This window comes from Shewanella sp. W3-18-1 (genome assembly GCF_000015185.1).
GTDB lineage: Bacteria > Pseudomonadota > Gammaproteobacteria > Enterobacterales > Shewanellaceae > Shewanella > Shewanella putrefaciens.
On record NC_008750.1, the window covers coordinates 163,033 to 186,607 of the forward strand.

At 45.3% G+C, this 23,575-nt stretch carries 17 protein-coding genes and 4 tRNA genes; 19 read left to right on the plus strand and 2 right to left on the minus strand.

Annotated features, from left to right (window positions below; genetic code table 11):
* Nucleotides 1-192: 192 nt before the first annotated feature.
* Together plsB and mtr are read left to right on the plus strand one after the other, a co-directional pair.
* The gene (gene plsB, locus SPUTW3181_RS00710) at nt 193-2,616 is read left to right on the plus strand and encodes a glycerol-3-phosphate 1-O-acyltransferase PlsB (protein ID WP_011787556.1); all 2,424 of its coding nucleotides are present in this window, start codon (nt 193-195) and stop codon (nt 2,614-2,616) included.
* Complete coding sequence (gene mtr / locus SPUTW3181_RS00715) at nt 2,616-3,872, plus strand: tryptophan permease (RefSeq protein WP_011787557.1); 1,257 nt, start codon at nt 2,616-2,618, stop codon at nt 3,870-3,872. The genes plsB and mtr overlap by 1 nt, the downstream gene beginning before the upstream one ends.
* 90 nt (nt 3,873-3,962) lie before the next feature.
* Here mtr and SPUTW3181_RS00720 read toward each other — a convergent pair whose 3' ends face one another.
* Nucleotides 3,963-5,120 (minus strand): ribonuclease T2, encoded by a 1,158-nt coding sequence (locus tag SPUTW3181_RS00720; protein ID WP_011787558.1) that lies wholly within the window; start codon nt 5,118-5,120, stop codon nt 3,963-3,965.
* 257 nt (nt 5,121-5,377) lie between these two features.
* Here SPUTW3181_RS00720 and murB point away from each other — a divergent pair, with 257 nt between their 5' ends.
* On the plus strand, nt 5,378-6,403 hold the full coding sequence (gene murB, locus SPUTW3181_RS00725) for a UDP-N-acetylmuramate dehydrogenase (RefSeq protein ID WP_011787559.1): 1,026 nt from the start codon (nt 5,378-5,380) through the stop codon (nt 6,401-6,403).
* A complete protein-coding gene (gene birA, locus SPUTW3181_RS00730; RefSeq protein WP_011787560.1) occupies nt 6,396-7,355 on the plus strand; it encodes a bifunctional biotin--[acetyl-CoA-carboxylase] ligase/biotin operon repressor BirA in 960 nt (319 codons plus the stop codon). Before murB ends, birA begins: the two co-directional genes overlap by 8 nt.
* 10 nt (nt 7,356-7,365) lie before the next feature.
* Here birA and coaA read toward each other — a convergent pair whose 3' ends face one another.
* A complete protein-coding gene (gene coaA / locus SPUTW3181_RS00735) occupies nt 7,366-8,316 on the minus strand; it encodes a type I pantothenate kinase (RefSeq protein ID WP_011787561.1) in 951 nt (316 codons plus the stop codon).
* 233 nt (nt 8,317-8,549) lie between these two features.
* Here coaA and SPUTW3181_RS00740 point away from each other — a divergent pair.
* From SPUTW3181_RS00740 to rpsG, 15 genes are all read left to right on the plus strand, one after another.
* Nucleotides 8,550-8,625 (plus strand) — tRNA-Thr (locus tag SPUTW3181_RS00740).
* Between the two features lie 7 nt (nt 8,626-8,632).
* A tRNA-Tyr gene (locus SPUTW3181_RS00745) sits at nt 8,633-8,717 on the plus strand.
* 36 nt (nt 8,718-8,753) lie between these two features.
* Nucleotides 8,754-8,827, plus strand: a tRNA-Gly gene (locus SPUTW3181_RS00750).
* A 9-nt stretch (nt 8,828-8,836) separates the two neighbouring features.
* Nucleotides 8,837-8,912 (plus strand) — tRNA-Thr (locus SPUTW3181_RS00755).
* Between the two features lie 116 nt (nt 8,913-9,028).
* Complete coding sequence (tuf, locus tag SPUTW3181_RS00760) at nt 9,029-10,213, plus strand: elongation factor Tu (RefSeq protein ID WP_011787562.1); 1,185 nt, start codon at nt 9,029-9,031, stop codon at nt 10,211-10,213.
* Between the two features lie 275 nt (nt 10,214-10,488).
* Nucleotides 10,489-10,860, plus strand: coding sequence for a preprotein translocase subunit SecE (secE, locus tag SPUTW3181_RS00765; RefSeq protein WP_011787563.1), 372 nt, complete (start codon nt 10,489-10,491; stop codon nt 10,858-10,860).
* 9 nt (nt 10,861-10,869) lie between these two features.
* Nucleotides 10,870-11,421, plus strand: a complete 552-nt coding sequence (nusG, locus tag SPUTW3181_RS00770) for a transcription termination/antitermination protein NusG (RefSeq protein WP_011787564.1) — start codon at nt 10,870-10,872, stop codon at nt 11,419-11,421.
* 127 nt (nt 11,422-11,548) lie between these two features.
* Entirely contained in the window at nt 11,549-11,977 is a 429-nt protein-coding gene (rplK, locus tag SPUTW3181_RS00775) for a 50S ribosomal protein L11 (RefSeq protein WP_011787565.1), read from the plus strand.
* 4 nt (nt 11,978-11,981) lie between these two features.
* Nucleotides 11,982-12,683, plus strand: coding sequence for a 50S ribosomal protein L1 (gene rplA / locus SPUTW3181_RS00780; protein ID WP_011787566.1), 702 nt, complete (start codon nt 11,982-11,984; stop codon nt 12,681-12,683).
* 266 nt (nt 12,684-12,949) lie between these two features.
* Nucleotides 12,950-13,450, plus strand: coding sequence for a 50S ribosomal protein L10 (rplJ, locus tag SPUTW3181_RS00785; RefSeq protein ID WP_006083609.1), 501 nt, complete (start codon nt 12,950-12,952; stop codon nt 13,448-13,450).
* Nucleotides 13,451-13,504: 54 nt separating this feature from the next.
* Nucleotides 13,505-13,873 (plus strand): 50S ribosomal protein L7/L12, encoded by a 369-nt coding sequence (gene rplL, locus SPUTW3181_RS00790; RefSeq protein WP_007644333.1) that lies wholly within the window; start codon nt 13,505-13,507, stop codon nt 13,871-13,873.
* A 240-nt stretch (nt 13,874-14,113) separates the two neighbouring features.
* Nucleotides 14,114-18,145, plus strand: coding sequence for a DNA-directed RNA polymerase subunit beta (gene rpoB / locus SPUTW3181_RS00795; protein ID WP_011787567.1), 4,032 nt, complete (start codon nt 14,114-14,116; stop codon nt 18,143-18,145).
* A gap of 83 nt (nt 18,146-18,228) precedes the next feature.
* Nucleotides 18,229-22,446 carry a DNA-directed RNA polymerase subunit beta' gene (gene rpoC, locus SPUTW3181_RS00800; RefSeq protein WP_011787568.1) on the plus strand — a complete coding sequence of 1,406 codons (4,218 nt, stop codon included), beginning with the start codon at nt 18,229-18,231 and terminating at the stop codon, nt 22,444-22,446.
* 179 nt (nt 22,447-22,625) lie between these two features.
* Nucleotides 22,626-23,000, plus strand: coding sequence for a 30S ribosomal protein S12 (gene rpsL, locus SPUTW3181_RS00805; protein WP_011787569.1), 375 nt, complete (start codon nt 22,626-22,628; stop codon nt 22,998-23,000).
* An 80-nt stretch (nt 23,001-23,080) separates the two neighbouring features.
* The gene (rpsG, locus tag SPUTW3181_RS00810; protein ID WP_011787570.1) at nt 23,081-23,551 is read left to right on the plus strand and encodes a 30S ribosomal protein S7; all 471 of its coding nucleotides are present in this window, start codon (nt 23,081-23,083) and stop codon (nt 23,549-23,551) included.
* Nucleotides 23,552-23,575: the final 24 nt, after the last annotated feature.

A 23,575-nucleotide genomic window follows, 5' to 3' on the forward strand; every position in this document is an offset into this window, starting at 1 on the left:
CTTATTTAATTTTAAGTGTTTAATTTTTTAAGAGTATTTATTTTATCCCGATGGGATGCATATATTGTTTTATAGGCTTATAAAACGCCTGATGTTAGGGCGATTTAGGGATATATAGGAGAGAATTAGCGAATACTCCCCAGAGTCTGGTATTCTATTGGGCTAGTAAACGTACTTAATTGCATAAGAATAATGCCTAAACAAGACTCTCTTTGGTTGAAATCATTACGTTGGATCCAAAAACACTTAGTCCACACTATTGTGGTGCCTCAGGATCCTTTTGCCGATCTGAATCTGGATACCTCCAGACCACTTGCTTATGTCATGAAAACAGAATCGCTGAGTGACATTGCGGCACTAAGTGAAGTCACCGAAAAATTAGGCTTGCCAAGCCCCTACGAACCTTTAGTTGTTAACGGTGTTGTTGCGCCACGGGTTGTTTGCCTTCAAGGACGTAAACCTTTGTTTGGTGAACGTGCGGGTAACGAGCCATTCCTTGAGTGTTTTATGCGTCTCTTGGCTGTTCATAAGGAGCGCCCGGAGCTTGATATTCAGTTAGTGCCAGTGAGTCTTTATTGGGGACGTACTCCAGGTAAAGAAGACGATACGATGAAAGCGGCTGTGTTGGAGCGTGAAAATCCAACTTGGCTACGTAAGTGCTTCATGATTTTGTTTCTAGGCCGTCATAATTTTGTACAGTTTTCGAATGCAGTTTCACTGCGTTATATGGCAGATGAACACGGTACTGATATGGGGATAGCCCATAAATTAGCGCGTGTGGCACGGGTGCATTTTCGCCGCCAACGTAAGGTGATGACGGGTCCTTTACTGCCAAATCGTCAGGCATTATTTGATTCGTTGCTCAAATCGGAGTCATTACGTAAGGCGATTCAAGAAGAGGCTGTGAGCAAAAAGATTTCTGAAACTCAATCTCGTGAAACTGCAATTGAGTATCTTGATGAAATAGCAGCAAATTATTCAGATAGTTTAGTGCGCATTGCCGAGCGTTTTTTAACCTGGTTATGGAATAAGCTCTACAGTGGCATCAATATTAAAGGTGCCGAACATATTCGTCAGTTACACCATGATGGTCACGAAATTGTCTATGTGCCTTGTCATCGAAGTCATATGGATTATCTATTGCTATCCTACATTTTGTATTACCAAGGTATGGTGCCGCCGCATATTGCAGCAGGGATAAACCTTAACTTTTGGCCCGCGGGACCATTGTTCCGCCGTGGTGGCGCGTTCTTTATCCGTCGTAGTTTTAATGGTAATAAGCTTTATACCGCAGTCTTTCGTGAATATTTAGATCAACTGTTTGCCAAGGGCTATTCGGTGGAGTATTTCTCTGAGGGCGGTCGGTCTCGTACGGGGCGTTTGTTAGCGCCCAAAACGGGCATGATAGCAATGACAATGAACAGCGTGCTGCGCGGAATTGAGCGCCCAGTTACTTTGGTTCCCGTATATTTAGGTTATGACCATGTGATGGAAGTCGCCACGTATCACAAAGAGTTAAGTGGCAAGAAAAAACAAAAAGAATCCGTTTGGCAAGTTTTTGGAGCTATTCGCAAGTTAGGTAATTTTGGTCAAGGTTATGTGAACTTTGGAGAGCCGATTACCCTGCAAACCTTTTTAAACGAAATGGCACCTAACTGGCGCGCAGAGCTTGCCGATGATCCTGAACAAAAGCCAACTTGGTTAACTCCAGCGGTTAACGTGTTAGCAAATCGGGTGATGACACGTATTAATGATGCGGCAGCGGCCAGTTCCGTCACGCTCACCAGTTTAGCTTTATTGGCTTCTGAGCAAAATGCGCTTGAGCGTTGTTTGTTAGAACGTCAGTTAGATTTGTACCTCACGCTGCTGAAGCGGGTGCCTTATACCTCTTTTACTTCTGTCGCGGAAGGTGATGGTAAGCATCTTGTTCAGCAGGGTATTGATTTAAATAAGTTTTCAGTATCCAGTGATCCTTTAGGTGAGATAGTGTCTATCGATGCTAATCAGGCCATTTCGATGACCTATTATCGCAATAATATTATCCACTTATTTATTATTCCTTCTCTTATTGCGAGTTGTTTGACCCATAATGAGCAAAGTCAGCGACAGCAAATTGTGGCAATCGTGAATGACTTTTATCCGTTGCTAAAGGCTGAGCTGTTTATGGGAATTAAGGATATACCTTCCTATGTCAATCAAGTGCTGGATCTCTTTATTGAGCAAGGCTTAATAACTGAGTCAGATAACTTATCAGTTGTAACGGAACATTCCAGTCAGTTGGTATTGCTCTCAGGATCGGTCAGTGAGACATTGCAACGCTATGCCATCATTTTTAATTTGCTAGCACATCGTCCTAAGATGGAACGTTCAGAACTCGAGTCTGAAAGCCATTTACTTGCTCAGCGTTTAGGGGCATTGCATGGCATTACAGCACCAGAGTTTTACGATAAAAAACTCTACGGCACTTTGAGTGTTAAGTTAAAAGAGTTAGGTTATCTTTCTGATAAAGATGATAAATCTGATGTTAAGCGTATTCGAGATCAAGCCAATAGCCTATTGAGAGCCTCAGTGAGACAGACGATAGTTGCGAGTGTCACTGCGGAGCATATTAGTTAATGACAAATCATATGAATGCGGTTAAGCATAAAACCGCAGGTAAGTCTTTGCTCGGTGGCGCCATGATTATTGCTGGGACGACCGTAGGGGCGGGCATGTTTTCCTTACCTGTGGTGGGTTCTGGCATGTGGTTTGGGTATTCCATTGTCATGCTGCTAGGTATTTGGTTTTGCATGTTGATGTCGGGCTTATTACTGCTTGAAACCAACTTACACTTTGAACCTGGTGCGAGTTTCGATACGTTAACAAAACAAACCTTAGGCCAGTTTTGGCGCATAGTGAATGGCGTGTCAATCGCCTTTGTGCTCTACATTTTAACCTATGCCTATATCAGCGGTGGTGGCTCGATTGTAAATCACAGCTTGCAGGGTATGGGGATTGAATTACCTCAAAGTGTGGCAGGGTTAGTATTTGCCATAGTGCTAGCGAGTATTGTGCTGATCAGCACCAAAGCTGTGGATCGTATTACAACGATAATGCTGGGCGGTATGATCATCACTTTCTTTCTTGCTATCGGTAATTTACTGATAGAGATTGACGTCACTAAGCTGCTTGAGCCCGATGGTACCACAAGATTTGCACCTTATTTGTGGGCAGCGTTGCCCTTTGGCCTTGCTAGCTTTGGCTATCATGGCAATGTGCCTAGTTTAGTGAAGTATTACGGTAAAGATTCCGCCACTATTATCAAAGCTATCTTTGTCGGTACTTTTATCGCGCTTATCATTTATGCCTGTTGGTTAGTCGCCACTATGGGCAATATTCCCCGCAGCCAGTTTAGCGATATTATCGCCCAAGGCGGCAATATGGGTGTGTTGGTTGGTGCTTTGTCTAAGGTGATGGCAAGTAGCTGGTTAAACAGTATGTTAACCCTGTTTGCAAACTTAGCGGTGGCCTCGTCGTTCCTCGGTGTAACTTTGGGTTTGTTTGATTATCTTGCAGACTTATTTGGTTTTGATGACTCCCGTAATGGAAGGATAAAAACGGCTGCTGTTACTTTTGTTCCTCCGACGGTCTTTGGGCTGTTATTTCCTGATGGTTTTTTGATTGCTATTGGTTTTGCGGCATTGGCGGCAACGGTTTGGGCTGTGATTGTGCCTGCGCTGATGGCTTATAAGTCTCGGCAGTTATTCCCTGAAAGTACAGGTTTTAAAGTGAAGGGAGGTACACCCATTATCGTCATCGTCGTCTTATTTGGAATCATCACAGGTACGTGTCATCTTTTGGCAATGGCGAATTTGCTGCCTCAGTATTCCTAGTCCATTTTACTAATAAAGCCCTCGTTTAAATGAGGGCTTTTGTGTTTTTGACGATTCCATCTTGGCTCTTATAAATCTGTATTTAGCTGCTTAATTGGAGTTATTTATAATGATTGTGTCTGGACAAGAGCCTTTCCCCGCTTTGTTGGCTTTCGCGAGGAGAGCGGGTATTGAATCAGAACCTTTAATCACTTCGGGTAGATTAATGCGGATTTCACTTAACAGTCCTTTAGCACATTCTAAGCTCATTTTGGTATGAGCACCCTGACCAAAGCTTTTATCAAAGCTGGTATTTAGCTCCTGTCGAGTTACCTGTTTACCTATGTTCCCATGGATGAAGTTTTTAACCCATGCAGAAGCGTTTATTGTTTGGGTTAACTGGGTGGCTAACAAAAAGTAATCGTTAGGTTCTTGGTTGCGACAAGTTCCATGTTTCCACCATTGATGCCGTTCTAAACAGGTGCCGTAGCGAGCGCTCGGCATCACTTCTTCTAAATTTTTGCGCACCGAAGCGTTAAGCTCAATTTCAGGGTAGCTACAGAAATCGCTAGGCTGTAGCTTTACTGTACTGCAATAGCCATAACGAGTTCCACACTGTTTCCTATTGGGCCAAAGTCCATGCAAGCTAAACTGTTGCCACAGTGGAGATTCATCCGTTTTATTGAGGTCACTGCATTCTGCTTTACGGTTGCCATTGAGTTCGCAGAAAGTGCTTTGCCAACTCAATGCTAGAACGTGGGAGTCTAAGTTTCCTTCGAGTTGACAATGACTAACTTGGCGTTGATCTTTTGTACTGTGCTCTTTAAGGCTATCGCGATTGATTGCTTTAATATCTGATGCTGTCGTGGTTTGTGAGGGTTCCATTGCTGACACTGGTGTGGAAAGGTCATTGTTCGTTACGCTGGTGAGATATTGGCCACAACTACCGCTTATCCAGCGCAAAGGTGAAGTTGCAGCATTAGTTTTGACTCTTAGCCATTGAGGATTGGTCGTGTTCCCTAAAATTTCCTGTACTGTATAGCGTTCACCAATATTGCTTTGTAACTGCTCTGGGTTGGTTTGTTTATTCTTAGATTGAAAGAGTTCACAGCGCTTATTGGATATAAATTCACCAGAAGCAGGAGCGGCGATTGCAGGGGTTATTCCTAGGAGCAATATGCTGACTATGCGATATAACATTAATGGTTGGCGCAAAAGCTCTTGCTGTAAACGCTTAGGGCTTGCGGTCAAACGCAATGGCATTGTCATTCGATGGCATCCTTATCTGTGGTGGTGAATCGAGTCGCTTTGGTATCAAGCTCATGGTACACACAAGCACTAGGATTACAGAGGCTTATTTTTGAGTTATTGTGAACAGTCAATCATATATGAGTAACTTGAATCTTCGCTAAAATAAATAGCCCCTGCTATTTCAGTGTTTGAGCCGTAGAGGGAATACCGTTATTTGGCTGCAATTGCGGCTTTTAGTCGTTACAATAAGATATTTCTCGCTACCGATCTATCGCATGTCTTTGTCTCATAGTCTTAAGTCATTCAATACTTTTGGTCTTTCGCAGTGCTGTTCAGCCCTTGTTGAAGCTCATTCAAAAGAAGATATTAAACATATTTGCTTGCCATTATGGCAGGACCAGCAACCATTACTTGTTTTAGGTGGCGGCAGTAATGTCGTTTTCACCGATGATTTTCACGGCACTGTGGTGCGAGTGTTATCTAAGGGGATAAAAGTCAGCGAAGATGCTGTATATTTTTATCTTGAGGTTGAGGCGGGTGAAAACTGGCATGAATTAGTGGAGTTTACTTTAGCTAATGGAATGCCAGGTTTAGAAAATCTCGCACTGATCCCTGGTACCCTCGGTGCAGCACCAATCCAAAATATTGGTGCTTATGGTGTAGAATTCTGTGACGTTTGTGATTGGGTCGAATATCTTGATCTTGATTCCGGTGATTTTTTCCGCCTGACGGCTACTGAATGTCAGTTCTCCTATCGTGAGTCGATTTTTAAAGGAGCGTTGCGTGGTCGTGCGGTGATCACTGCAGTGGGATTACGCCTTGTTAAGCAGTGGCAACCGCATCTTGCCTATGGTCCTTTACAATCGTTTGATCCCGCATCTGTAACCGCTGCAGATATCTTTAATAAGGTATGCCAAGTTAGACGAGAAAAGTTGCCTGATCCTAATGTATTAGGCAATGCAGGTAGTTTTTTTAAAAACCCAATAGTGAGTGCTGCTTGCTACCTTGAGCTTGCACAACGATTTTCGACGATTGTTGGTTATGCTCAAGCCGATGGTAGTGTGAAGCTCGCGGCTGGTTGGTTAATTGAGCAGGCAGGGTTAAAAGGTTTTATCTTAGGAAAAGCTGCCGTACACGATAAACAAGCCTTAGTTTTAGTTAATCGTGGTGGTGCGACGGGGCAGGATATTTGCCGTTTAGCGCAACATGTTATTGAGCGCGTCAATGATACGTTTGGTGTATTGCTAGAAGCGGAACCAAAAATTATCGGAGTCACAGGTGAAGGAGATCTGCATGTCTGATAACTGGGTAAGAAAGCGTGAAATTTTAACGCTATTATCTAGCGAGCATTTTGTCTCGGGCGAACAGCTTGCGAGCGAGTTAGGCATATCTCGTGCTGCTGTGAGTAAACATATAGATGCGTTAGAAACCTATGGTGTTGCAATTTATAGTGTCAAAGGTCGTGGCTATAAACTTGCGAATCCGATTTCATTGATTGATGCGTCACGTTTAGTGCAATCGATTGATCATCGCTGTTTTTATTTTGATGAAATTCCAAGCACTAATGGATTTATGCTCAGTCACATAAACGAGCTGAAGAGTGGAGATGTTTGTGTAGCCGAGTATCAAGCGGCAGGTCGAGGACGTCGAGGACGAACTTGGGTGTCGCCCTATGGCCATCATTTGTATTTTTCACTATTTTGGTCATTTCCACAGGGGATGGCGCAGGCAATGGGCTTGAGTTTAGTCGTAGCCTGTACGTTGGTTGAAGTACTTAAATCCTATGGCGTTGAGAATATTGGCGTTAAGTGGCCCAATGATATCTATTTGGATCATAAAAAACTGGCTGGGATTTTAATTGAAATGGCAGGGCAAGCGGATAGCGAGTGCCAGCTTATTATCGGAATTGGCGTCAATATGGCGATGTCTGAGGATCATGGAAAAGGAATAGACCAACCTTGGAGTGATCTATCAACATTAGCGACTATGCCAGATAAGACAGACCTAGTGATTGAATTACAAAAACAACTTAAGCGAGATATTCAGTTATTTGAACGTGAAGGGCTGAATGCATTTAAAACGCGATGGCAAGCTGCAGATTTATTTTATGGTAAACCAATCCGTTTACTCATGGGGGAAAATCATATTGATGGCATTTGCATGGGCGTAGATGCGCAAGGGGCGGTATTACTCGACACCGCCGATGGTATTCAAGCATTTATCGGCGGAGAAATTAGTCTTAGACCCCGTTAGCTTAGGGGTACTACTTGCGCATGAGCACATGGGACATCAAATGATCTTGCCCCTTTTGTAGGATCAAATGTGCTCTTTCCCGCGTGGGTTGAATGTTCAGTTGCAAATTCGGGCCATTGATCGTGTCCCAAATATTAGCAGCAATCGCATTTGCCTCATCATCAGTTAAATTCGCATAATGATGAAAATAGGACTTAGCATCACTGAATGCGCCTTTACGAAATTGCAGAAAACGCTCTTGATACCATTGCTTAAGTAATGATTCTTCGGCGTCTACATAGATAGAAAAATCAACAAAGTCAGAGACAAAAGGTCTACGAGTGTCGACAGGTGAATCTAAACCCGTTTGGAGCACGTTTAAACCCTCAAGGATCAAAATATCGGGTTGCGAGACAATTTGGTGCTGATTACGTACACGGTCGTAGGTCACATGGGAGTATATCGGTGCTTTTGTATGTGGTTGTCCCGATTTTACGGCCGAAATAAATTCCACCAACATTTTCATATCGTAGCTTTCGGGAAACCCTTTACGTTGCAACAAACCTTTACGCTTGAGATCGGCTAATGGGTAAAGAAAGCCATCCGTGGTAACCAGATCGACTTTAGGGTGTTCTGGCCAATGTTGTAAAAGTGCTTGTAAAACCCGTGCGGTCGTACTTTTTCCTACCGCAACACTCCCCGCAATGCTAATAATATAGGGACTGTGAAATGGTTTTTGTCCCAAAAACTCATCAAGCACTAAGCCGCGTTGCTGCTTCGATTTTACAATCAAATTAAGTAGCCTACTGAGGGGTAAATAAATATCAGTAACCTCAGAAAGCGATACCTTTTCATTAATACCCCTAAGATTTTCTAAATCCCGTTCACTTAATGTTAGCGGTACTGAATCTCTTAGCTCTGACCATTGTGCACGTTCAAAGGTAAGATAGAGCGCTTTTTGAATTGGATTTTTAGAAGTCATAGGCTTTCCTCGGCTAGGAAAGGCACAGTACACCATGGCATTATCATCGACAATAAAAAATCAGTTATTTCAACCTTGTTTGATTCTCTACCTGTCCCATTTGCCTGATAATTAGCCGTCGATAGTGGCTGGCGTGTAAAAAAACATCGTTTAACGAGTTTTTTTAATCAAATAGGCGTTTTTTACTTGCACTCGGGAGCACATTTACCTAATATCCCGTTCCGAAATGATTTGCCGGCATAGCTCAGTTGGTAGAGCAACTGACTTGTAATCAGTAGGTCCCGAGTTCGACTCTTGGTGCCGGCACCATTTTACTGGAGGGGTTCCCGAGTGGCCAAAGGGATCAGACTGTAAATCTGACGGCTCAGCCTTCGAAGGTTCGAATCCTTCTCCCTCCACCATTTTTTCAAGGTAGTTAGGTAGCCTAGTTAGGTTGCGCGGGCATCGTATAATGGTATTACTCCAGCCTTCCAAGCTGATAACGCGGGTTCGATTCCCGCTGCCCGCTCCAAATTTGTATGCTGATATGGCTCAGTTGGTAGAGCACACCCTTGGTAAGGGTGAGGTCGGCAGTTCGAATCTGCCTATCAGCACCAGCCTTTCTAAATTAAGCTCCTATACCTAACATAATCGGTTCGATGTAATTTATATGCATCGGATTTTTTCTATATGTAAGTTTTCATCACCAAGATTCTTGGACTGAGGCATTACCATGGCTAAAGCTAAATTTGAACGTATTAAGCCCCATGTAAACGTGGGCACCATTGGTCACGTTGACCATGGTAAAACCACTCTGACTGCAGCTATCTCTCACGTACTGGCTAAGACCTACGGTGGCGAAGCTAAAGACTTCTCTCAAATCGATAACGCTCCAGAAGAGCGTGAGCGCGGTATTACCATCAATACCTCTCACATCGAATATGACACGCCATCACGCCACTACGCCCACGTAGACTGCCCAGGCCACGCTGACTATGTTAAAAACATGATCACTGGTGCTGCACAGATGGACGGCGCGATTCTGGTAGTCGCTTCAACAGACGGTCCAATGCCACAGACTCGTGAGCACATCCTGCTTTCTCGTCAGGTTGGCGTACCATTCATCATCGTATTCATGAACAAATGTGACATGGTAGATGACGAAGAGCTGTTAGAGCTAGTTGAGATGGAAGTGCGTGAACTGTTATCAGAATACGATTTCCCAGGTGATGACTTACCGGTAATCCAAGGTTCAGCTCTGAAAGCGCTAGAAGGCGAGCCAGAGTGGGAAGCAAAAATCCTTGAATTAGCAGCGGCGCTGGATTCTTACATTCCAGAACCACAACGTGACATCGATAAGCCGTTCCTACTGCCAATCGAAGACGTATTCTCAATTTCAGGCCGTGGTACAGTAGTAACAGGTCGTGTTGAGCGTGGTATTGTACGCGTAGGCGACGAAGTTGAAATCGTTGGTGTACGTGCGACAACTAAGACAACGTGTACTGGTGTAGAAATGTTCCGTAAACTGCTTGACGAAGGTCGTGCAGGTGAGAACTGTGGTATTTTGTTACGTGGTACTAAGCGTGATGACGTAGAACGTGGTCAAGTATTAGCGAAGCCAGGTTCAATCAACCCACACACCACTTTTGAATCAGAAGTTTACGTACTGTCAAAAGAAGAAGGTGGCCGTCACACGCCATTCTTCAAAGGCTACCGTCCACAGTTCTACTTCCGTACAACTGACGTAACCGGTACTATCGAACTGCCAGAAGGCGTAGAGATGGTAATGCCAGGCGACAACATCAAGATGGTAGTGACACTGATTTGCCCAATCGCGATGGACGAAGGTTTACGCTTCGCAATCCGTGAAGGCGGTCGTACAGTGGGTGCAGGTGTAGTAGCTAAAATCATTGCTTAATAGCGATAGAGATTAGTGTGAAAAGGAAGCTTCGGCTTCCTTTTTTGTTTAAGTCAATTATTTGCTGTGATTTGTGGTTTGCGTTTGCTGTGTATCCTTGCTTACAAAGTCGAATAAGAATACAATCTATGGCCGATTTTTGACCCTGAGCTTATGCTATTTGCGTTTCTAAGGGTATTCGGAAATGCAGAGTATAAAAAAGCGTATTGAAACTGGGTCTTATGTCCCTAATTATTGTGCTCAAGCTCAGGCCGTATTGAGTAACGGAATAACCGATGACAACAAATACTGAAAACCAGAACAATTCTCTGGATATCGTGAAGTGGGGCGTAGTGATTGTATTGCTAGCCGCTGCTGTTATTGGCAATCAAATGTTTAGCGAAGCGAGTGCTGTCATACGTGCACTTGGTGTTATCGTTGCATTCGCTATTGCTGGTTTTATTGCTCTACAGACAGAAAAGGGTAAAAAAGCTTTTGCTTTTGCTCGCGAGTCGCAAATTGAAGTGCGTAAGGTTGTATGGCCAACGCGTCAAGAAGCGCTTAACACCACTTTTATTGTCCTTGCTGCAACAGGTATCTTAGCTCTGGTTCTGTGGGGGATGGATGCTGTGTTAATGCGAATTGTCAATTTTATCACTGGCGTATAGGCACCTCGAATGACTGAAGCTAAAGAAGCTAAAAAAAGATGGTATGTAGTGCAGGCATTCTCAGGCTATGAAGGCCGAGTTTGTAAGTCACTGATTGAATACATTAAGATGCACGGCATGGAGCAGTACTTCGGTGAAGTATTAGTTCCGACTGAAGAAGTTATCGAAATGCGTGCAGGTCAGCGTCGTAAGAGTGAGCGTAAGTTTTTCCCTGGTTATGTGTTAGTCCAGATGGAAATGAACGATGACAGCTGGCATTTAGTCAAAAGCATCCCGCGTGTTTTAGGCTTTATTGGCGGAACCTCTGATCGTCCTGCCCCAATTTCAGATAAAGAAGCCGATGCTATTTTGCGTCGCTTGCAAGAAACCACGGCTTCACCAACTCACCGTGTTATTTTCGAACCGGGCGAAGTGGTGCGTGTCTGTGACGGTCCATTCGCTGACTTTAACGGTACCGTTGAAGAAGTGGACTACGACAAGAGCCGCGTAAAAGTGTCAGTAATGATCTTTGGTCGTTCTACACCAGTGGAGCTCGATTTTAGTCAGGTTGAAAAAGGCTGATTAAATAAACTACAAAATCCGTTTGGCAACGGGTGCGGATTTCTATATAATCCGCACCCGTTGTTTTCGGGGGAGCATGTCAGCATGTCGCTGATGCGCGTTTGAACCCAAACTGAGGAAATGTCAGATGGCAAAGAAGATTGATGCTTATATTAAGCTACAAGTAAAATCAGGTTCTGCGAACCCTTCACCACCAGTTGGTCCAGCTCTGGGTCAAAAAGGTGTGAACATCATGGAATTCTGTAAAGCGTTTAACGCCCGTACAGAAAAAATGGAAAAAGGCATGCCTATTCCTGTCGTGATCACTGTTTACAGTGACCGTTCATTCACTTTTGAAACTAAGACTCCGCCAGCGTCTTTCTTACTGAAGACTGCTGCAGGCCTGAAATCAGGTTCTCCACGTCCTAATACTCAGAAAGTTGGAACTATCGCTCGCGCTAAGATTCAGGAAATTGCTGAAACTAAAGCTGCCGATATGACTGGTGCTGACATTGAAGCGATGACTCGCTCAATCGAAGGTACTGCGCGTTCAATGGGTTTGGTTGTAGAGGATTAATATAATGGCAAAACTAACTAAACGCATGCGCGTAATTCGCGAGAAAGTTGACGGTACTAAATTATACGAAATCAACGATGCTGTTGCTCTGTTAAAAGAATTAGCAACTGCAAAGTTTGTTGAAAGTGTAGACGTAGCAGTTAACTTGGGTATTGACCCACGTAAATCTGACCAAAACGTTCGTGGTGCAACTGTGTTACCACACGGTACTGGTCGTGACGTTCGCGTTGCAGTATTTACACAAGGTGCAAATGCTGAAGCCGCTAAAGCTGCTGGTGCTGAGCTTGTTGGTATGGATGATCTGGCTGAGCAAATCAAAGCTGGTGAAATGAACTTTGACGTTGTTATCGCATCTCCAGATGCAATGCGCGTTGTTGGTATGTTAGGTCAAATCTTAGGCCCACGTGGTTTAATGCCTAACCCTAAAACAGGTACAGTAACACCAAACGTTGCTGAAGCTGTTAAGAATGCCAAGGCTGGTCAAGTTCGTTATCGTAACGACAAGAACGGTATTATCCACACTACTATCGGTAAAGTGGATTTCACACCAGTTCAGTTGAAAGAAAACTTGGAAGCGTTAATCTCTGCACTGAAAAAGGCTAAGCCTGCAGTTGCTAAAGGTGTATACGTGAAGAAAGTAAGCATCTCCACCACTATGGGTGCAGGTGTTGCTGTCGACCAAGCGACTCTCGATACAGCTAACTAATTTTACAAGGTGAGCGCATTAGTCTATAATGCGCGCACTTTGTGGGTTGAAGCCTATTTTTAGCACTTTTTTGTGTTGAAGATAAGGCTTCCGTCCAAGACCGCAGGTGTTTACTTTAAACCGTTTACTTAATTTCCTGCGTAGACGGTGTCAGGCCCCAGCTAAATTTTTTACTGGATAATCTGCACCGTAAGTCACTAAATACATAAGTATTTAGTATGGTAAATACTAGGAAATATCCTAGGTAGAATCCAGGAGTAAAGCCAATGGCATTAAGACTCGAAGACAAAAAAGCGATTGTTGCTGAAGTCAACGAAGCTGCCAAAGGTGCGCTATCTGCAGTTGCCGCTGATTCTCGCGGTGTAACTGTAGGTGCTATGACCGGTCTGCGTAAAAAAGCGCGCGAAGCTGGTGTTTATGTACGTGTAGTACGTAACACACTAGCTCGTCGTGCTGTTGAAGGTACAGCTTTTGAGTGCCTAGCAGAAACGTTCACTGGCCCAACTTTGATTGCTTTTTCTTTAGAGCACCCAGGTGCTGCAGCTCGTCTGTTAAAAGACTTTGCTAAAGAGCAAGCTAACTTCGAAGTTAAAGGCGCAGCCTTTGAAGGGAATTTCATCCCTGCAGCGGAAATTGATCGTTTGGCGAAACTGCCAACATACGAAGAAGCACTAGCACAGTTAATGATGACTATGAAAGAAGCATCTGCTGGCAAGTTCGTTCGTACACTGGCCGCCCTGCGCGATCAAAAACAAGAAGCCGCTTAATTTCAAGCTGGCTGCTTAATAGAATTGAATTCAGAACAATAGGAAACATTTGTTATGTCTATCACTAAAGACCAAATCTTAGAAGCCTTTGCAGCTATGTCTGTAATGGAAGTTGTTGAACTGATCGAAGCAATGGAAGAGAAGTTCGGCGTTTCTGCCGCTGCTGCTGTTGTTTCTGGTGGTGGCGAAGCTGCTGCTGCTGTTGAAGAGCAAACAGAATTCAACGTAATTCTGACTGCACACGGCGACAACAAAGTTGCAGTAATTAAAGCCATCCGTGGCGCAACTGGTTTAGGCCTGAAAGAAGCTAAAGCAATGTCTGAAGCTGCTCCAGTAGCAGTTAAAGAAGGCGTTTCTAAAGAAGAAGCTGAAGCTCTGAAGAAAGAACTAGTTGAAGCTGGTGCTTCAGTAGAAATCAAGTAAGCTATTTTAGCTTACTCACCCAAGCCAATTGGGTGGAGGCTGGCGGTTTTTTAACCGTCGGCCTTTTTTGCGCTATATGCGCCGGCGATTTTTTTTCACCGTTTATCGCCAGATTTTGCAGTCCCTAGCAGAGATTACTGGTTAGGTTCTTGCCATCAACGGTGATGGGCAAACGTGCTGAATGTAATAACTTAAGTTATTGATTCAGTCTTGGTCACATCTCGTAAGCAGAGGAAACCCATGGTTTACTCCTATTCTGAAAAGAAGCGTATTCGCAAAGACTTTGGTAAGCGTCCACAGGTGTTGGATATTCCTTACCTTTTGTCTATTCAGTTAGACTCTTTTAAGAAGTTCACCGATCAAGATCCTACCGGTGAGCGCGGTCTTGAAGCCGCCTTCCGTAGCGTTTTTCCCATCAAGAGCTTTTCTGGTAATTCAGAACTGCAATACGTCAGCTATAAGCTTGGCGAGCCTGTTTTTGATGTGAAAGAGTGTCAGATCCGCGGTGTTACGTATTCAGCACCACTACGCGTTAAATTACGCATGGTGTTGTATGACCGTGAAGCAGCGGCAGGCACTGTAAAAGATATTAAAGAGCAAGAAGTCTACATGGGCGATATCCCATTGATGACGGATAACGGTACCTTTGTTATCAACGGTACTGAGCGTGTAATCGTATCTCAATTACACCGTAGCCCTGGCGTGTTCTTCGATCATGACCGTGGTAAAACCCACTCATCGGGTAAGGTGCTGTATAACGCACGTATTATTCCTTACCGTGGTTCATGGCTTGACTTTGAATTCGATCCTAAAGATGCACTTTTCGTACGTATTGACCGTCGCCGTAAATTACCAGCGACCATCATTCTGCGTGCATTAGAATACTCTACTCAAGAGATCCTCGACCTGTTCTTCGAACGTGTTGAGTTCAAGATCAAGAAAGATACGTTAGTCATGGCGTTAGTTCCTGAGCGTCTGCGTGGCGAAACTGCCAGCTATGACATCAAGGATGCTGAAGGTTCTGTGCTGGTTGAAGCGGGCCGTCGTATTACTGCGCGCCATATTCGCCAGTTAGAAAAGACTAATACCACTGAACTCGAAGTGCCAGTTGAATATATCGTGGGCAAATATGCTGCTCAAGATTATATCGATCCGGACACGGGTGAAGTTTTAGTATCTGCAAACAGTGAAATCAGCTTAGAAGACTTAGCGAAATTATCACTGGCTGGCATTAAAGATATCAGCACGTTGTATATCAACGAGCTAGATCATGGTGCTTATATTTCAGATACGCTGCGTATCGATTCAACCACTAACCGCTTAGAAGCGCTGGTTGAAATCTATCGTATGATGCGTCCTGGCGAGCCACCAACCAAAGATGCGGCAGAAGCACTATTCCAGAACTTGTTCTTCAGTGAAGAACGCTATGACCTGTCTAAAGTCGGTCGTATGAAGTTCAACCGTCGTCTGAGCATCCCCGATGACGAAGGTAGCGGTGTATTGTCTAAAGAAGACATCGTCGCGGTAATGAAGAACATCATTCATATCCGTAACGGTTTCGACGAAGTCGATGACATCGATCACTTAGGTAACCGTCGTATTCGTAGCGTCGGTGAAATGGCTGAAAACCAATTCCGTGTTGGTTTAGTCCGTGTTGAGCGCGCTGTGCGTGAACGTCTATCTTTAGGCGATCTGAACGAGCTGATGCCACAAGACTTAATCAACGCTAAGCCAATTTCTGCTGCAGTGAAAGAGTTCTTCGGTTCTTCACAGCTGTCACAATTCATGGACCAAAACAACCCGCTGTCAGAAGTCACGCATAAGCGTCGTATTTCTGCTCTTGGCCCTGGTGGTTTGACTCGTGAACGTGCAGGCTTTGAAGTCCGTGACGTACATCCAACGCATTATGGTCGTTTATGTCCAATTGAGACCCCTGAAGGTCCAAACATTGGTCTAATCAACTCATTAGCAAGTTTTGCCCGTACTAACTCATACGGCTTCTTAGAAACGCCATACCGCAAGGTGATTGATGGCGTGATTACTGACGAAGTGGAATACTTGTCAGCGATTGAAGAAGGTCGTTATGTCATTGCACAGGCAAACATCGAAGTTGATGCAAATGGCCGCATGGTTGAAGAGCAGATCGCCTGTCGTCATAAAGGTGAATCTACCTTTATGCGCGCATCTGATATTCAATACATGGACGTATCGCCACAACAGATTATTTCTGTTGCTGCATCACTGATCCCGTTCTTAGAACACGACGACGCTAACCGTGCATTGATGGGTGCGAACATGCAACGTCAAGCCGTACCCACACTGCGCTCTGAAAAGCCATTAGTCGGTACTGGTATTGAACGTACGCTAGCTGTTGATTCTGGTGTTGTAGTTGTTGCTAAGCGTGGTGGTTATATCGACTACGTTGATGCGAGCCGTATCGTTGTTAAAGTCAATGAAGATGAGCTACGTCCAGGCGAAGCGGGTATCGACATTTATAACCTGACTAAATACACCCGGTCTAACCAAAATACTTGTATCAACCAGCGCCCTTGTTGTGCCGTTGGTGAGCCAGTCGTTCGTGGTGACGTGTTAGCAGACGGTCCGTCTACTGACTTAGGTGACTTAGCTCTTGGCCAGAACATGCGCATCGCGTTCATGCCTTGGAACGGTTACAACTTCGAAGACTCGATCTTAATTTCTGAGCGCGTAGCACAGGAAGACCGTTTCACCACTATCCACATCCAAGAGCTGTCTTGTATTGCTCGTGATACCAAACTGGGTAGCGAAGAAATCACCGCTGATATTCCAAACGTAGGTGAATCTGCTCTGTCGAAACTCGACGAATCAGGTATCGTTTATATTGGTGCAGAAGTGAAGGGTGGCGATATTCTGGTCGGTAAAGTGACGCCAAAAGGCGAAACTCAGCTAACACCAGAAGAGAAGTTACTCCGTGCTATCTTCGGTGAGAAAGCGTCTGATGTGAAAGACAGCTCACTGCGTGTACCTAACTCTGTTAAGGGCACTATCATCGACGTTCAGGTATTTACCCGTGACGGCGTTGAAAAAGATAAACGTGCAGTTGAAATCGAAGAGATGCACATCGCTCAAGCACGTAAAGACTTAAGCGAAGAGTTCAAGATCCTTGAAGAAGGTGTATTGAGCCGTGCTCGTAACCTATTGTTAGGTGCAGGTTTCACAGAAACACAAATCGCAGCGATGCCACGTAAGGATGTATTGGTTCAAGTTATTGACGATGAAGCAAAACAAACTGAACTTGAGCAATTAGCTGAGCAGCATGAAGAGCTGAAAGCAGACTTCGATAAGAAGTTTGAAATTAAACGTCGCAAGATCACCCAAGGTGATGACTTGGCGCCAGGCGTACTGAAGATCGTTAAGGTTTACTTAGCGGTTAAGCGTACTATCCAACCTGGTGACAAGATGGCGGGTCGTCATGGTAACAAAGGTGTTATCTCTAAGATTTGCCCAATCGAAGACATGCCATATGACGAACAAGGTAATCCAGTAGACATCGTATTGAACCCACTAGGTGTTCCGTCACGGATGAACATTGGTCAGGTACTTGAAGTCCATATGGGCGCCGCCGCTAAAGGTATTGGTAACAAGATCACTGCAATGCTTGAAGAACAGCGCGAGCTGGCTGAAGTACGCGGTTACATCAAACAAGTGTATGAGTTAGGTGACGAAGTGCAGCAGCGCGTCGATATCGATTCATTCACCGATGATGAAGTGATGCGTCTTGCCCAAAACTTGAAGGGTGGTATCCCGATTGCGACTCCTGCATTCGACGGTGCTAAAGAGAAAGAGATCAAGCAGATGCTTGAGCTTGCAGGCTTGCCAACCTCTGGTCAGCTGAAGTTGTATGATGGTCGTACCGGTAACGAATTTGAGCGTCAAGTAACCGTTGGTTACATGTACATGCTCAAACTGAACCACTTAGTTGATGACAAGATGCACGCCCGTTCTACCGGTTCGTACAGCTTAGTGACTCAACAACCACTGGGCGGTAAAGCTCAGTTCGGTGGTCAGCGTTTCGGTGAGATGGAAGTGTGGGCACTAGAAGCATACGGTGCCGCTTATACGCTTCAAGAAATGCTCACTGTGAAATCGGATGACGTTAACGGTCGTACTCAGATGTATAAGAACATCGTCGACGGTAACCATCAGATGCAACCTGGCATGCCAGAGTCCTTCAACGTGTTACTGAAGGAGATCCGTTCACTCGGTATTAATATCGAGTTGGATCAGGAATAAGCGTCGCCCAAAGGCAACGTTTGGCAACAGAATGGTACTCCGCAGTCGCGGAGTACCCGGTTTAACTCCTTCAGGAGAGAAACGTGAAAGACTTATTAAAGTTTCTGAAACAGCAAAGCAAGACTGAAGAATTTAACGGCATCAAAATTGGTCTGGCATCGCCTGATCTGATCCGTTCTTGGTCTTTTGGTGAAGTTAAGAAGCCAGAAACCATCAACTACCGTACCTTCAAGCCTGAGCGTGAAGGTCTGTTCTGTGCGCGTATCTTTGGCCCAGTCAAAGATTACGAATGTTTGTGCGGTAAGTACAAACGTCTGAAGCACCGTGGTGTTATTTGTGAAAAGTGTGGCGTTGAAGTCACCCAGACTAAAGTACGTCGTGAGCGTATGGGTCACATCGAACTGGCTAGCCCAGTCGCGCACATTTGGTTCTTAAAATCACTGCCGTCCCGTATCGGTTTAATGCTCGATATGACGCTGCGTGATATCGAACGCGTACTGTATTTTGAATCATTCGTCGTGATCGAGCCTGGCATGACCAGCCTTGAACGTGGTCAAATGCTGACAGAAGAAACGTATCTGGATGCGTTAGAAGAATACGGTGATGAGTTCGAAGCGAAAATGGGTGCCGAAGCTGTTCTAGAACTGCTGCGCGCTATCGATTTAGCGAAAGAAATCGAACAAATGCGTGAAGAATTACCTTCAATCAACTCTGAGACTCGTCGCAAGAAAGTGACTAAACGTCTTAAGTTGATGGAAGCCTTCTTCACTTCAGGCAACAAGCCTGAATGGATGATCTTAAAAGTACTGCCTGTGTTACCGCCTGACTTACGTCCGCTGGTACCGCTCGATGGCGGCCGCTTCGCGACTTCAGATCTTAACGACCTGTATCGCCGCGTGATCAACCGTAACAACCGTTTGAAGCGTCTGTTAGATTTAGCTGCGCCAGACATTATCGTACGCAACGAAAAGCGTATGTTACAAGAGTCTGTTGATGCGCTATTAGATAACGGTCGTCGTGGTCGTGCAATTACCGGTTCTAACAAGCGTCCTCTGAAATCTTTGGCCGATATGATCAAAGGTAAACAAGGTCGTTTCCGTCAGAACTTGTTGGGTAAACGCGTTGACTATTCTGGTCGTTCGGTCATTACCGTCGGTCCTACTTTACGTCTGCACCAATGTGGTCTTCCTAAGAAGATGGCACTGGAACTGTTCAAACCATTTATCTATGGCAAGCTGGAAGGTCGTGGCTTAGCGACTACCATCAAAGCGGCTAAGAAGATGGTTGAGCGTGAAGTGGCGGAAGTTTGGGACGTTCTGGATGAAGTGATCCGCGAACATCCAGTAATGCTTAACCGTGCACCAACACTGCACAGATTAGGTATTCAAGCGTTCGAACCTGTACTGATTGAAGGTAAAGCCATCCAGTTACACCCACTCGTTTGTGCGGCATACAACGCCGACTTCGACGGTGACCAAATGGCGGTACACGTACCGTTAACACTGGAAGCGCAGCTTGAAGCCCGTGCCCTGATGATGTCTACCAACAACATCCTGTCACCCGCGAACGGCGAGCCTGTTATCACCCCGTCTCAAGACGTGGTATTGGGTCTGTACTACACCAGCCGTGAGCGTATTAACGGCCGTGGTGAAGGTATGGCATTTATGTCTGTTGCTGAAGTTGAAAAAGCTTACGCAACTGGCGCTGCTGAACTGCATGCCCGCGTTAAAGTTCGTATCACTGAAACCATTATTGGTGATGATGGTGAGCGCACTGAACAACGCCGTATCGTTGATACGACTGTGGGTCGTGCTCTGCTGTCACTTATTCTGCCAGCAGGTTTGTCATTTGATCTGGTTAACCAGAACATGGGCAAAAAGCAGATCTCTAAACTGTTGAACACCTGTTATCGTCAACTGGGTCTGAAAGATACTGTTATCTTCGCTGACCAATTGATGTATACCGGTTTCCGTTTTGCAACCATCTCTGGTGCCTCTGTCGGTATCGATGACATGGTTATTCCAGACGAGAAATACACCTTAGTTGCTGATGCAGAAGCTGAAGTTCTTGAAATTCAAGAGCAGTTCCAATCTGGTCTAGTCACAGCCGGTGAGCGTTACAACAAAGTTATCGATATCTGGGCAAGTGCCAACGAAAAAGTTTCTAAAGCTATGATGGAAAACCTGTCAACTGAGACAGTGATTAACCGTGATGGCGTTGAAGAGAAACAAGCCTCGTTTAACAGCATCTATATGATGGCTGACTCAGGCGCTCGTGGTAGTGCTGCACAGATCCGTCAGTTGGCGGGTATGCGTGGTCTGATGGCGAAACCTGACGGCTCAATCATCGAAACGCCAATTACCGCTAACTTCCGTGAAGGTCTAAACGTACTCCAGTACTTTATTTCTACTCACGGTGCGCGTAAAGGTCTTGCCGATACTGCATTGAAAACAGCGAACTCGGGTTACCTGACTCGTCGTCTTGTAGACGTTGCACAAGATTTAGTGGTTATCGAAGACGATTGTGGTACTCACGAAGGTCTAACCATGAAACCGCTGATTGAAGGTGGTGATGTGGTTGAGCCGTTACGTGAACGCGTACTGGGTCGTGTGGTTGCCGTTGATGTGTTCTATCCAGGCACCGAAGATGTACTAGCACCACGTAACACGCTGCTCGATGAAGCATGGTGTGACAAGTTAGAAGAGCATTCAATCGATGAAGTGATTGTGCGTTCTGTGATTACCTGTGATACCGATTTCGGTGTCTGTGCAGCCTGTTATGGACGTGACTTGGCCCGTGGTCATATCATCAACCATGGTGAGGCCATCGGTGTTGTGGCAGCACAATCTATCGGTGAACCAGGTACACAGTTAACGATGCGTACGTTCCACATCGGTGGTGCGGCATCTCGTGCGTCTGCAGAAAACAATGTCCAAGTGAAAAACTCGGGTTCATTGAAACTGCATAATGCTAAGCATGTTACTAACAGCGACGGCAAACTGGTTATCGTTTCTCGTTCTTCTGAGCTGGCCATCATCGATGAGTTAGGTCGTGAGAAAGAGCGTTACAAAGTGCCATACGGTACTGTGCTTGAGAAATTGGAAGAAGCTGCGGTTGAAGCGGGCGATATTATCGCTAACTGGGATCCACATACTCACCCAATCATTTCTGAAGTGGCGGGTAGTATCAAGTTCGTCGATATGATTGACGGTGTCACTATGACACGTCAAACAGACGAACTAACGGGTCTATCATCAATCGTGATCCTTGACGTCGGTCAGCGTGGTACAGCGGGTAAAGAAATGCGCCCAATGATCCGTCTGCTTGGCGCTAATGGTAGCGATCTGATGATCCCTGGTACAGAAGTGCCAGCACAGTACTTCTTACCTGGTAGTGCGATTGTTAACCTTGACGACAACGCGCAAATTGCCGTAGGTGACGCTTTAGCACGTATTCCACAGGAATCGTCTAAAACACGCGACATCACCGGTGGTCTGCCACGCGTTGCTGACCTGTTCGAAGCGCGTAAGCCAAAAGAGCCTGCTATTCTGGCAGAAATCTCTGGTACCATCTCGTTTGGTAAAGAGACCAAAGGTAAGCGTCGTTTGGTCATTACACCTGCTGATGGCGGCGATCAATATGAAGAGATGATCCCTAAATGGCGTAACTTAAACGTGTTCGAAGGTGAAAAAGTCGAACGTGGTGAAGTTATCGCTGACGGTCCAGAAGCGGCACATGACATTCTGCGTCTGCGCGGTATCCACAATGTAGCAAACTACATTGTGAACGAAGTTCAAGACGTTTACCGTCTGCAAGGCGTGAAGATCAACGATAAGCATATCGAAGTCATCATCCGTCAAATGCTACGTAAGTGCTTGATCACTTCTGCGGGTGACACAGAGTTCTTAGAAGGTGAGCAAGTTGAAGTGTCTCGCGTTAAGATCGCAAACCGCGAACTTATCGCACAGGGTAAAGTACCTGCGACCTTCGAACGTGAACTGCTAGGTATTACTAAAGCGTCTCTGGCAACAGAATCGTTTATCTCTGCAGCGTCGTTCCAAGAAACTACGCGCGTACTGACTGAAGCCGCCGTAGGTGGTAAGAGTGATCAACTACGTGGTCTGAAAGAAAACGTTATCGTTGGTCGTTTGATCCCAGCCGGTACAGGTTATGCTTATCACAAGACCCGCAATGATGCTCGCGCTAAGAAAGACGAGCCAGTTGTTGTGAATAAAGTCACTGCTAGTGAAGCTGAACAGAACCTCGCTGATCTCTTAAACATGGCCGGTAGCCAAGATTAAGTAATCAGTTTGTAACAAAAAGGCGCCAATGGCGCCTTTTTTATTGTAAAATGCCGCAAAAGTTGGCTATTTCTTGACAGTCAGGCATTACCTTTCTAAAATTCCGCGTCCCACTATTGTGGGATATAGATTTTTCACACCTTATCGTTGAGTTTGATTCAACTGACTCGGAGCTATACATGGCAACTGTAAACCAGTTGGTACGTAAGCCACGCGCGCCAAAAGTCGACAAGACTAACGTGCCTGCGTTGAATGCGTGCCCACAAAAGCGTGGTGTTTGTACACGTGTGTACACTACTACCCCTAAAAAACCTAACTCTGCACTACGTAAAGTAGCTCGTGTGCGTCTAACTAACGGTTTCGAAGTAACTTCGTACATCGGCGGTGAAGGCCACAACCTGCAGGAACACAGCGTGATCTTAATCCGTGGTGGTCGTGTTAAAGACTTACCAGGTGTTCGCTATCACACTGTTCGTGGCGCACTAGACTGTGCTGGCGTGAGCTCACGTCGCCAAGGTCGTTCTAAGTACGGTGCAAAACGTCCTAAGTCTTAACGTATCCGTTAAGTAAGGCCAAGCTAGTTTATTTTGAGAATTCCAGTTTTGGAAATCCCTGAAGCATACGGAGAATTGTTATGCCAAGACGTCGCGTTGTAGGACAACGTAAAATCCTACCAGATCCAAAGTTTCACAGTGAGTTGTTGGCTAAGTTCATCAACGTCATTATGCAGGACGGCAAAAAGTCGACTGCAGAAAAAATTATCTACAAGGCATTAGATGTTGTCGCTGAAAAGAAAAGCGAAAACCATTTAGTGATCCTTGAAGCAGCCCTGGACAATGTTCGCCCATCAGTCGAAGTTAAATCTCGTCGCGTTGGTGGTTCTACGTACCAGGTACCATGTGAAGTTCGTCCAGTGCGTCGTAACGCACTGGCGATGCGCTGGTTAGTTGAAGCTGCTCGTAAGCGTGGTGAAAAATCTATGGCTTTACGTCTAGCAGGTGAAATGCTAGATGCGTCTGAAAACAAAGGTACTGCTGTTAAGAAGCGTGAAGACGTGCATCGCATGGCTGAAGCTAACAAAGCCTTTGCTCATTACCGCTGGTAATTTGATGGTGTGGGCTCAGGCCCA